The 11136-nt window shown below is 58.6% G+C and carries 10 protein-coding genes and 1 pseudogene; 3 read left to right on the forward strand and 8 right to left on the reverse strand.

What is annotated here, in order from left to right; genetic code table 11:
- Both lexA and sulA read left to right on the forward strand, forming a co-directional pair.
- On the forward strand, positions 1–605 hold a 605-nt coding region (lexA, locus tag DBR24_RS09415; protein WP_128614590.1), incomplete at its 5' end, for a transcriptional repressor LexA.
- Positions 606–615: 10 nt separating this feature from the next.
- Positions 616–1089, forward strand: a complete 474-nt coding sequence (gene sulA / locus DBR24_RS09420) for an SOS-induced cell division inhibitor SulA (protein ID WP_128614588.1) — start codon at positions 616–618, stop codon at positions 1087–1089.
- A 90-nt stretch (positions 1090–1179) separates the two neighbouring features.
- Here sulA and DBR24_RS09425 read toward each other — a convergent pair whose 3' ends face one another.
- The 7 genes from DBR24_RS09425 to DBR24_RS09460 all read right to left on the reverse strand — a co-directional run bounded on the left by DBR24_RS09425 (position 1180) and on the right by DBR24_RS09460 (position 9587).
- Positions 1180–1413 (reverse strand): hypothetical protein, encoded by a 234-nt coding sequence (locus DBR24_RS09425; protein WP_064392830.1) that lies wholly within the window; start codon positions 1411–1413, stop codon positions 1180–1182.
- Between the two features lie 106 nt (positions 1414–1519).
- Positions 1520–2044, reverse strand: coding sequence for a DUF6586 family protein (locus DBR24_RS09430; protein WP_123461929.1), 525 nt, complete (start codon positions 2042–2044; stop codon positions 1520–1522).
- A 143-nt stretch (positions 2045–2187) separates the two neighbouring features.
- Positions 2188–4818, reverse strand: a complete 2631-nt coding sequence (gene topA, locus DBR24_RS09435; RefSeq protein ID WP_128614589.1) for a type I DNA topoisomerase — start codon at positions 4816–4818, stop codon at positions 2188–2190.
- 114 nt (positions 4819–4932) lie between these two features.
- Positions 4933–5169 (reverse strand): DUF1653 domain-containing protein, encoded by a 237-nt coding sequence (locus tag DBR24_RS09440; protein WP_123461926.1) that lies wholly within the window; start codon positions 5167–5169, stop codon positions 4933–4935.
- A gap of 98 nt (positions 5170–5267) precedes the next feature.
- Positions 5268–6443: an acetyl-CoA C-acyltransferase FadA gene (fadA, locus tag DBR24_RS09445; RefSeq protein ID WP_007910465.1), complete on the reverse strand. Its 1176-nt coding sequence runs from the start codon at positions 6441–6443 to the stop codon at positions 5268–5270.
- Positions 6444–6472: 29 nt separating this feature from the next.
- Positions 6473–8620 (reverse strand): fatty acid oxidation complex subunit alpha FadB, encoded by a 2148-nt coding sequence (fadB, locus tag DBR24_RS09450; protein WP_123451295.1) that lies wholly within the window; start codon positions 8618–8620, stop codon positions 6473–6475.
- A 529-nt stretch (positions 8621–9149) separates the two neighbouring features.
- Positions 9150–9587 (reverse strand): hypothetical protein, encoded by a 438-nt coding sequence (locus DBR24_RS09460; RefSeq protein WP_123461924.1) that lies wholly within the window; start codon positions 9585–9587, stop codon positions 9150–9152.
- 103 nt (positions 9588–9690) lie between these two features.
- Between DBR24_RS09460 and DBR24_RS09465 the strand changes: the two genes are divergently transcribed.
- Positions 9691–10128, forward strand: a complete 438-nt coding sequence (locus DBR24_RS09465) for a universal stress protein (RefSeq protein ID WP_123461922.1) — start codon at positions 9691–9693, stop codon at positions 10126–10128.
- A 91-nt stretch (positions 10129–10219) separates the two neighbouring features.
- Here the strand turns inward: DBR24_RS09465 and DBR24_RS31830 are convergent.
- Positions 10220–11136 (reverse strand): annotated as a pseudogene (locus DBR24_RS31830) (ATP-binding cassette domain-containing protein); the annotation flags it as partial.

Consider the following 11136-nt stretch of genomic DNA (forward strand, 5'->3'; position numbering starts at 1 on the left):
TAAAGCTGACGCCACGCCAAGCCGAGATTCTGGCCTTTATCAAACGCTGCCTCGAAGACAACGGCTACCCGCCAACCCGTGCGGAAATCGCTCAGGAGCTGGGCTTCAAGTCGCCCAACGCGGCAGAAGAACACCTGAAGGCACTGGCCCGCAAGGGCGCCATCGAGATGACGCCTGGCGCATCCCGCGGCATTCGCATCCCGGGCTTCGAAGCCAAGGCCGACGACTCTACCCTGCCGATCATTGGCCGAGTCGCTGCCGGCGCACCGATTCTCGCCCAGCAGCACATCGAAGAATCCTGCAACATCAACCCTGCCTTCTTCCATCCACGCGCCGACTACCTGCTGCGCGTTCACGGCATGAGCATGAAGGACATCGGTATTTTCGACGGTGACCTGCTGGCGGTTCATACCACCCGCGAAGCCCGTAACGGCCAGGTTGTCGTGGCGCGAATCGGTGATGAAGTGACCGTCAAACGCTTCAAGCGCGAAGGCAGCAAGGTCTGGCTGATCGCCGAAAACCCTGAGTTCGCGCCTATCGAAGTTGACCTGAAAGATCAGGAACTGGTGATCGAAGGCTTGAGTGTCGGCGTAATCCGCCGCTAAAGGAGGCTTTATGCAGTCCCCACACACACCTCAGCAAACACAACTGCCTTTATTCGAAGCGTTTCTGGCGCAACCGATGGCGCCGATCCTGAAAGAAGTGGTCGAGCGTCCCTGGAATGCCGAACCCGAAGTATTCAGTGAGCTGTCACTGCGCGGTGCGGCCGGGAACTGCCTGAACCTGCTCGCCCCGATCCTGCGCGAACTCAGCGAGGACCAGGACGCACGCTGGCTGACGCTGATTGCGCCACCGGCCAGCCTGACCCAGGCATGGCTTCGGGATGCGGGCCTGAATCGTGAACGGATTCTACTGCTGCAACCGCGCGGCACTCAGAGCGCCCAGCAACTGGCCTGCGAAGCACTGCGCCTGGCGCGCAGTCATACGGTGGTGACCTGGCTCAACCCGCTGAATGCCCAATCGCGGCAACAACTGATCAGCGCTGCACGCACGGGCGACGCTCAAAGCCTGAACATCCGATTGGGTTGACTCACTGACAACGCGCGCTGTTTGGAGCGCAGGGCTTCTCCAGGGACAGAGAAGCCGATCTGAAGCGGTACCGACAAAAACAGGCAGGGATCAATGAAGAACCCGTGGCCCCTCATCTTTATCAAACTCACCTTCGATCATCCGACCCGCCATCTGCACGCCAACACTCAACATCGCCTTGGCGATCTCGACATGCTGCCCCTGCAGGAACGTCTTGGCATCCTCGGAGAAATCCAGCGTCACCAGAGAACCCTCGTCCTCAGCCCTGCGCAGTTCGATTCGGCCGTCTGGTAACTCGACAATTTCTAGAAAGGACGTTGGCATATAGGTCTGTTCTCCACGAAAGGCAGGGATTATATAGACATCATTCAGGCTTCGCTCGGGATCTTGACCAGCAGCATGTTTCATATTGCCACCGTGTCAATCGACCTCAACACTCGTTCAATCCTTCGCGAAAACGAATGGCCAAGCCTTTGAGATTCTGCCGCCAGCTCTCCAGCTCTTCGCGAGTCAGTTCCTGCGGCGCCTCCTCTTCATCCAGATTAACGGCCTGAATCAACGGCTGCGTCACATCGCCCTTGGGCTTGTGCGGCACCCGTGGTGGCTGGAACAGCGCCGAATGCGCCGCCAATAGTTTCGCCAGCCAGGTTTCCGGATTACCTGCCAGCTCAATCATCTCGGCCAATTCGGGGATCGCAATCGTTTCCAGCACTTCGCGGGTCAGCAAAACCTCGGCTCGAGGCGCGCTGGCCTGGGGCAAACGATAGAACCCGGCAATCTCATGGCATAAACCCAACAGCGCGCCATAGAGGTGGAATAACGCGGATTCACGTCCCGCCTGAATCAACGCCAACGCGTTCATCGCTCGCCCCTCTTCGGCGCGCGCCAGCGCTTCCAGCGACAAGCCGGCGAAATAGATCTTCTGATTGGTGCGGGTATAGAGTTCGTGCGCCATGCCGGCAGTCTCCACAGCGAAATAATTACGTCACACAGACCTGACAGTGTCATGGATCAGCGGAGCCGACCGCAAGCACAAAACAAAAAGGCCGCATGAAACCCGAGGGTCATCATGCGGCCTTTTGTGTATCGGACCGGCGCTTACTCAGCCTTGGCTTTCGTGCGCTTGTCTTCAACGGTCCACTTGCCACCGTCGTAGAACGCTTTCCAGCCGGTAGGCTTGCCGTCGACTTCGGTCTGCACGTATTGCTCCTTGGTCTTGCGGCTATAGCGGATCACCGCCGGCAGGCCGTCAGGGTCCTTCTGTGGCGCTTCACACAGGAAGTGGTACTTCGGATCGATTTCGTCCTTGTGCGGCAGAATTTCAATCACCAGCGGAGCACGGGTCTCACGGTTTTTCGGGAACTGACTGGCCGCGAGGAACAGACCGGAAGCACCGTCGCGCAGGATGTAGGTGTCGTTGACCTTTTCGCATTTCAGCTCAGGCATCTTCACCGGATCCATCTTCGGCGGCGCCGCATCACCGCTCTTGAGCAGTTTGCGGGTGTTCTTGCAGGTCGGGTTGGTGCAACCGAAGAACTTGCCGAAACGGCCGGTCTTGAGTTGCATCTCGCTGCCACACTTGTCGCATTCCAGGCTTGGACCTTCGTAGCCCTTGATGCGGTAGTTACCCTCTTCGATCTCGTAGCCCGCGCAATCCGGGTTGTTACCGCAGATGTGCAGTTTGCGTTTCTCGTCGAGCAGGTAGGCATCCATCGCCGTGCTGCAGATCGGGCAGCGATGCTTGCCACGCAGCACCAGCGATTCCGACTCACCTTCGTCGTCCGCAGCAATTTCGTCGCCCGGCACCAGGTTGACGGTGGCCTTGCAGCGCTCCTTCGGCGGCAGGCTGTAGCCTGAGCAACCGAGGAACACACCGGTCGAGGCGGTACGGATCTGCATCGGACGGCCGCACGTGGTGCACGGAATGTCGGTCATGACCGGCTGGTTGGCACGCATGCCATTGTCCGGATTCTCGGCTACCTCGAGCTTCTTCTTGAAATCGCCATAGAACTCGTCCAACACGTTTTTCCAGTCACGCTCGCCCTGGGCCACGTCATCAAGGTTCTCTTCCATGCCGGCAGTGAAGCCGTAGTCCATGAGGTTGGAGAAGCTCTCGGACAGACGCTCAGTGACGATGTCGCCCATCTTTTCCGAATAGAAACGACGGTTGTGCAGGGTCACATAGCCGCGGTCCTGAATGGTCGAAATGATCGCTGCGTAAGTCGAAGGACGACCGATGCCGCGTTTTTCCATTTCCTTGACCAGACTGGCTTCGGAGTAACGCGCCGGCGGCTTGGTGAAGTGCTGGGACGGATCGAGCGTGATCAGCTTCATCACGTCGCCTTGCGCCATGTCCGGCAGAACATCGTCATCGCCAGGCTTGGCGATCTGCGGCAGAACGCGGGTGTAACCGTCGAACTTGAGGATGCGGCCCTTGGCACGCAGCTCGAAGTCACCCGCCGCCACACTGACGGTGGTCGACAGGTATTGCGCCGGCAGCATCTGGCAAGCGAGGAACTGGCGCCAGATCAGCTCATACAGACGCTCAGCATCACGCTCCATACCAGCCAGCTTGCTCGGCGTGGTGTTGGCGTCGGACGGACGAATCGCTTCGTGAGCCTCTTGTGCGCCTTCCTTGCTGCTGTAGACGTTCGGCGTTTCCGGCAGGTACTTCTTGCCGAACTCATCTTCGATGTAAGTGCGCGCCATCGCCACGGCATCGGCCGACAGGTTGGTCGAGTCGGTACGCATATAAGTGATGTAGCCAGCTTCGTACAGACGCTGGGCCATCATCATGGTTTTCTTCACGCCAAAGCCCAGGCGGTTGCTTGCGGCCTGTTGCAGGGTGGACGTGATGAACGGTGCCGACGGCTTGCTGCTGGTCGGTTTGTCTTCGCGCTTGACGATGCTGTAGCTGGAGGACTTGAGTTTCTCCAGTGCAGCCGTGGCCTGTGCTTCATTCAGCGGCTTGAAGGCTTCACCCTTTTCACGCGCCACTTCGAAACGCACGGTCGAGCCCTTGGCAGTGCCAAGGTCGGCGTGCACTTCCCAGTATTCTTCCGGGTTGAACGCACGGATTTCGCGCTCGCGCTCGACCACCAGCTTCACGGCAACCGATTGCACGCGACCGGCGGACAGGCCACGGGCAATCTTGGCCCACAGCAGCGGCGAGACCATGTAGCCCACGACGCGGTCGAGGAAACGACGCGCCTGCTGGGCATTCACACGGTCGATGTCCAGCTCGCCGGGCTCGGAGAAGGCCTCCTGAATCGCCTTCTTGGTGATTTCGTTGAACACCACGCGCTTGTAGCGGCTGTCGTCACCACCGATGGCTTCGCGCAGGTGCCAGGCAATGGCTTCCCCCTCGCGATCCAAGTCGGTTGCGAGATAGATGGTGTCAGCATCCTTGGCGAGCCGGCGCAGCTCTTCGATGACCTTTTCCTTGCCCGGGAGGATCTCGTACTTGGCCTTCCAGCCATGATCGGGATCGACACCCATACGTGAGACCAACTGCTTGCGCGCCTTCTCTTTCGGCGTGAGCACCGGACCTTCGCCTGCAGCGGCCTTGCCACGCTTGGCGGCTGGCTCTTTGCTGGCGCTAGCCGAACCGCTGGTGGGCAGGTCTCGGATATGGCCGATACTCGACTTCACCACGTATTGGTTACCCAGATACTTGTTGATGGTCTTGGCCTTAGCCGGGGATTCCACAATGACCAGCGATTTGCCCATGGATCAGAAAATTCCTGAATTCTAGAAGTGAAAGGCGGTTGGCGCCTGACGCGGCACCGCTATATATAGTTGATACAAGGTGAGGTCAAGCACAGGGTTCTGTGCGCACTCGCCTCATGCCTTGGTAAAAAGGCTCGGTTCGGCTTGCACCAAAGCAAAGCGTGGCACCTGCTCGCCGTCAACCTCGACCGACTCGACGAACATGCTCAAAGGGCGCACCCAAAAGCCGTAATCGCCATACAGGGCTTGGTAAAAGACCACTTCTTCCTCGGTCTCGGAATGCCGCGCAACACTGAATACGCGGTACTGCGGACCTTTGTAATGTTGGTAGAGCCCAGGTTGTATCGGCATGCTTCGGCCCTCACTCAAATTTTTTCAAAATAAAAACAAAATAAATCCGCAAAAACAAAAACCGGGGCACTTGGCCCCGGCTTCCATCGACGAGACGCTTAAACGCGTTCGAAGACGGTGGAGATGCCTTGGCCGAGACCAATGCACATAGTGGCCACCCCGAAGGTGCCGCTATTCTGCTTCATCACGTTCAGCAAGGTGCCGGAAATACGCGCACCGGAGCAACCGAACGGGTGACCCAGGGCGATCGCGCCGCCGTGCAGGTTAACCTTCTCGTTCATCTTGTCGAGTACTTTCAGATCTTTCAGCACTGGCAGGGCCTGTGCAGCGAAAGCTTCGTTGAGCTCGAAGAAGTCGATATCGTTGATGCCAAGGCCCGCACGCTTCAGGGCTTTTTGTGTGGCCGGAACTGGACCATAGCCCATGATCGCCGGATCCACACCCGCCACAGCCATCGAACGGATCACCGCCATCGGCTGAATGCCCAGGTCCTGCGCACGCTGCGCCGACATCACGATCATGCACGAAGCACCATCGGTGATCTGCGACGAAGTACCCGCAGTCACGGTGCCGCCCTTTGGATTGAAGGCCGGCTTGAGGGCCGCCAGACTTTCCAGGGTGGTTTCCGGACGAATGGTTTCGTCGTAGTCGAACAGTTTCAGGAAACCGTTCTCGTCATAGCCCTGCATCGGGATGATTTCGTCTTTGAACTTGCCTTCCACAGTTGCCTTGTGGGCCAACTGGTGGGAACGCACGCCGAAAGCGTCTTGCTGTTCGCGAGTGATGCCGTGCATTTTGCCGAGCATTTCAGCGGTCAGGCCCATCATGCCCGAGGCTTTCGCCGCGTACAGGGACATGTGCGGGTTCGGATCGACACCGTGCATCATGCTGACGTGGCCCATATGCTCGACGCCGCCAACCACGAACACGTCACCGTTGCCGGTCATGATCGCTTGCGCGGCAGTGTGCAGGGCACTCATCGACGAACCGCACAGACGGCTGACGGTCTGGCCGGCCGAGGTGTGCGGGATCTGGGTCATCAGCGACGCCATGCGCGCGATGTTCCAGCCCTGCTCCAGAGTCTGGTTCACACAGCCCCAGATCACGTCCTCGACTTCAGCAGGATCGACCTTGGCGTTGCGTTCCAGCAGCTTGCTGATCAGGTGCGCCGACATGTCTTCGGCGCGGGTGTTGCGGTGCATGCCGCCCTTGGAGCGGCCCATCGGAGTACGACCGAAGTCGACAATCACGACGTCTCTAGGATTCAAGCTCATAAGTTCACTCTCACTCTAGTTGGGGGCGCTTAACCGAAGAAGCTCTGGCCGTTTTTGGCCATTTCGCGCAGCTTCGCGGTCGGGTGGTACAGCGCGCCCAAATCAGCGTACTGGTCAGCCAGGGCAACGAACTCGGCAACACCGATCGAATCGATGTAGCGCAGCGCACCGCCACGGAATGGAGGGAAACCGATACCGTAGACCAGACCCATGTCGGCTTCGGCGGCGGTTTCAACGATGCCGTCTTCCAGGCAACGCACGGTTTCCAGGCACAGCGGGATCATCATCCAGTTGATGATGTCTTCGTCAGTGACTTCGCGCTGCTCGTAAACGATCGGCTTGAGCACTTCCAGCACCGATGGATCGGCAACCTTCTTCTGCTTGCCTTTCTTGTCGGCTTCGTAGGCGTAAAAGCCCTTGCCGTTCTTCTGACCCAGGCGCTTGGCTTCGTACAGCACGTCGATGGCCGAACGACGGTCATCCTTCATGCGGTCCGGGAAACCTTCAGCCATCACGTCACGACCGTGGTGACCGGTGTCGATGCCGACCACGTCCATCAGGTATGCCGGGCCCATCGGCCAGCCGAATTTTTCCATGACCTTGTCGATACGGACGAAGTCGACACCGGCGCTGACCAGCTTGGCGAAGCCGCCGAAGTACGGGAACAGTACGCGGTTGACCAGGAAGCCCGGGCAGTCATTGACCACGATCGGGTTCTTGCCCATTTTCTTGGCGTAGGCAACGGTGGTGGCAACGGCCAGTTCGCTGGACTTCTCACCACGGATCACTTCCACCAGCGGCATCATGTGCACCGGGTTGAAGAAGTGCATGCCGACGAAGTTTTCCGGACGCTTGAGGGCCTTGGCCAGCAGGCTGATGGAAATGGTCGAGGTGTTGGACGCGAGGATGGTGTCCTCTTTGACTTGAGCTTCAACTTCGGCCAGTACAGCTTGCTTGACCTTCGGGTTCTCGACGACCGCTTCAACCACCAGATCGACGTGACCGAAGTCGCCGTAGGACAGGGTCGGACGAATGCCGTTGAGCACTTCAGCCATTTTCGCAGCGGTCATGCGACCTTTATCAACGCGGCCAACCAGCAGTTTGGCGGCTTCGGCCAGACCCTGCTCGATACCGTGCTCGTTGATGTCCTTCATCAGGATCGGCGTGCCTTTGGAGGCCGACTGATAGGCGATACCGCCACCCATGATGCCCGCGCCGAGTACGGCAGCCTGCTTCACGTCTTTGGCGATTTCGTCGTAGGCCTTGGCCTTTTTCTTCAGTTCCTGATCGTTCAGGAACAGACCGATCAAGCTCTGCGCGGCAGAGGTCTTGGCCAGTTTGACGAAACCGGCGGCTTCGACTTCCAGCGCCTTGTCACGACCGAAGTTCGCGGCTTTCTGGATGGTCTTGATCGCTTCGACCGGCGCCGGGTAGTTCGGGCCTGCTTGACCGGCGACGAAACCTTTGGCGGTTTCGAAAGCCATCATTTGTTCGATGGCGTTCAACTTGAGTTTTTCAAGTTTCGGCTGACGCTTGGCCTTGAAGTCGAACTCGCCGGAGATGGCGCGCTTGATCAGTTCAAGGGCAGCTTCCTGCAGCTTCTCTGGAGCAACCACGGCGTCAACGGCGCTGACTTTCAGGGCGTCTTCAGGGCGGTTTTCCTTGCCGGCGGCAATCCACTCGATGGCATTGTCGACACCGATCAGACGCGGCAGACGCACAGTGCCGCCGAAGCCTGGGTAGATGCCCAGTTTGACTTCCGGCAGACCAATCTTGGCTTTGGTCGACATGACGCGATAGTCAGCCGCCAGGCACATTTCCAGACCGCCGCCCAGCGCGATGCCGTTGATGGCCGCTACGGTAGGAACGTTGAGGTCTTCGAAATCGCTGAAGATCTTGTTGGCTTCGAGATTGCCAGCAACCAGCTCGGCATCCGGCAGCTTGAAGTTGTCGACAAATTCGGTGATGTCGGCGCCGACGATGAACACGTCCTTGCCACTGCTGACGATCACGCCCTTGATCGAAGCATCTGCCTTGATGGTGTCTACGGCCTGACGCAGTTCGTTCAGGGTTAGACGGTTGAACTTGTTGACGGACTCACCCTTGAGGTCGAATTTCAATTCGACGATGCCACTTTCAAGAGCTTTAACCGTGATGGCTTTACCTTCGTAAATCATCAACTGATCTCCACGATATGGAAGCTGAACAGTACACGTCGGACGCAGGCGAATGGCTCGGCAGGACGCTTTTTCGTCGATGCTAACGCCAATCCACCCGGCACACCCGCCAACGCGATAGTCGGGATTCTGTAGGAGCAGTCTGTAAGACAAACGCTCAATTCATACGCCCGTTTGATTTGGGTACGTCACCTTCACGGAATTTCCGACAATTGTCAATCGCCCAAAATACGGGTTGAAATGCGACTTTGCGGTCATTTCCGTACCACGCAGACGTGCAACACACGCCTGCATGTGAAGCCATTCATAGAATCAATAGTTAGAAAAGTCGCCCTAATTCACACCGAACCCTGTTTAAAAGGCTACGCTGGCTGGACTACAGTGAGATGTGCTGATCAGAGATTGCCCGATTCAGCCTCGAAAAGAATTTCCGGCCTGCCTGGCCAACCCCGCCCGACGAATCATGTCGGGCTTTTTATTGCTCGTCTGCCGGACGCTTCACACCGTTGCAGTGCGAAAAGTCCGCGCATCACGCCAGCGCTTTCAGAGTCGCGTCGATATCCTGCAAGACCGTGGCCTCGCCCTTCTCGCCCCAATACAAGGCGATCATCTGCTTGTCGGCCTCGACTTTGAAAACGTTGCCCGGCAACTTTTCGAAATGATTAAGCAGCGCCCGGTCTTCGCAGACTTCCTGCCACTGATTGACCCACACACCCGGCGCTTTCTGCCAGTAAGCCCAGCATGCCGGTTGATTGCCACGGCGCGGCCGATGGTATTGCGCGCACGGATTGGGCGGCTCCTGCCCCAGCCAGTGCGGCCATTCCTGAGGCGCCAGTTGCATGGCCAGACCAATGCGGCGCGCCTCCATGCGCAGGGCCATGCGACCGCTTTGAACACGCGAAGGGCGCAACCAGGCCAGCGGACTTAATACCACCAGCAGGATTGACACCACTAACCAGACCGTCATATCTCTATTCCCAATTCTTGGTGAGCGCATTGTGTCACTTTGGAACCAATGCGCTTGAAACCAGCCATACTTAACAATATTGAAACCTCACGAGGAGCACCTCATGCCCTACTCCCATATCCTGGTCGCCGTAGATCTGACCGAAGAGTGCGACCCTGTGATTCACCGCGCCCGAGAGCTGTCGGCGAGCAACGGCGCCAAGCTGTCGCTGGTACATATCGTCGAACCAATGGCGATGGCGTTCGGCGGCGACGTGCCGATGGATCTGTCACAACTGCAACAACAGCAGTTCGATCAGGCCAAGGAGCGTCTCGAGCGTCTGAAAACCAAATACGCAGAGCTTGAAGGCGCCAATTGCCACCTGACCTATGGTCAGCCACGCCAGGAAATCCATCATTTCGCCAAGGAAAACCATTGCGACCTGATCGTCGTCGGCAGCCATGGCCGTCACGGCCTGGCGCTGTTGCTTGGCTCCACGGCCAATGACGTACTGCACGGCGCGCCTTGCGATGTACTGGCGGTGCACCTGGTCAAACGCTGAAACACCAGGCCCACGCCTATTGAATCTCGATCCGCATGTGAAAAGCCCGGCCTCACGCAAATGAGGCCGGGCTTTTTTGTCGCCGGATCAGTCAGGCATCCAGCTCGGCCCAACGCTCCACCAGTGCATCCAGCTCAGCCTGCAACTGCTCCAGCGAAGCAATTACCTTGGCCGTCTCGGTCGGCGGACGCTGATAGAAACCGGCTTCGGCCATTTCAGCCTCGACCGCAGCGATCTGCTGTTCCTTGGCGTCGATGTCACCCGGCAACGCTTCCAGCTCGCGCTGCAGCTTGTAGCTCAGTTCCTTCTTGGCCGCCGGCGCGACAGCGGCAGGCTCAGCAACCACAGCAGGCTCAGCGGTAACCCCCGCCGAATTCAGGTCAGCCTTGCCCGACTTGCTCTCGGTCACGCCCAGCAGGCGCGGCGAGCCGCCCTGACGGATCCAGTCCTGATAGCCACCGACGTATTCACGCACCTTGCCTTCACCTTCGAAAACCAGGGTACTGGTGACCACGTTGTCGAGGAATGCCCGGTCGTGACTGACCATCAGCACAGTGCCGTTGAAGGTCAGCAGCACTTCTTCGAGCAGCTCGAGGGTTTCCACATCGAGGTCGTTGGTCGGTTCGTCGAGGACCAGCAGGTTCGCCGGCTTGCTGAACAGCTTCGCCAACAGCAAACGCGCACGCTCGCCACCGGACAGCGCCTTGACCGGCGTGCGGGCACGCTGCGGGCTGAACAGGAAGTCGCCGAGGTAGCTCAGCACGTGGCGGCTCTGACCGTCGATGTCGATGAAATCGCGACCTTCGGCGACGTTGTCGATCACGGTCTTTTCCAGATCCAGCTGATGGCGCAACTGGTCGAAGTAGGCCACGTCGATCCGGGTGCCCTCTTCCACTGTGCCGCTGGTCGGTTGCAGGCCGTTTAGCATCAGCTTGAGCAAGGTGGTCTTGCCGGTACCGTTGGCGCCGAGCAGACCGATACGGTCGCCGCGCTGCAGGACCATCGAGA

The organism is Pseudomonas sp. HMWF006 (genome assembly GCF_003061205.1).
GTDB lineage: Bacteria > Pseudomonadota > Gammaproteobacteria > Pseudomonadales > Pseudomonadaceae > Aquipseudomonas > Aquipseudomonas monsensis.

Coding starts and splice junctions, on each gene's coding strand:
- DBR24_RS09440 (WP_123461926.1), bottom strand. CDS start 5,169: ATGCCGATACAACCTGGGCTCTACCAACATTACAAAGGTCCGCAGTAC.
- DBR24_RS09430 (WP_123461929.1), bottom strand. CDS start 2,044: ATGGCGCACGAACTCTATACCCGCACCAATCAGAAGATCTATTTCGCC.
- fadB (WP_123451295.1), bottom strand. CDS start 8,620: ATGATTTACGAAGGTAAAGCCATCACGGTTAAAGCTCTTGAAAGTGGC.
- DBR24_RS09460 (WP_123461924.1), bottom strand. CDS start 9,587: ATGACGGTCTGGTTAGTGGTGTCAATCCTGCTGGTGGTATTAAGTCCG.
- sulA (WP_128614588.1), top strand. CDS start 616: ATGCAGTCCCCACACACACCTCAGCAAACACAACTGCCTTTATTCGAA.
- DBR24_RS09425 (WP_064392830.1), bottom strand. CDS start 1,413: ATGCCAACGTCCTTTCTAGAAATTGTCGAGTTACCAGACGGCCGAATC.
- topA (WP_128614589.1), bottom strand. CDS start 4,818: ATGGGCAAATCGCTGGTCATTGTGGAATCCCCGGCTAAGGCCAAGACC.
- DBR24_RS09465 (WP_123461922.1), top strand. CDS start 9,691: ATGCCCTACTCCCATATCCTGGTCGCCGTAGATCTGACCGAAGAGTGC.
- fadA (WP_007910465.1), bottom strand. CDS start 6,443: ATGAGCTTGAATCCTAGAGACGTCGTGATTGTCGACTTCGGTCGTACT.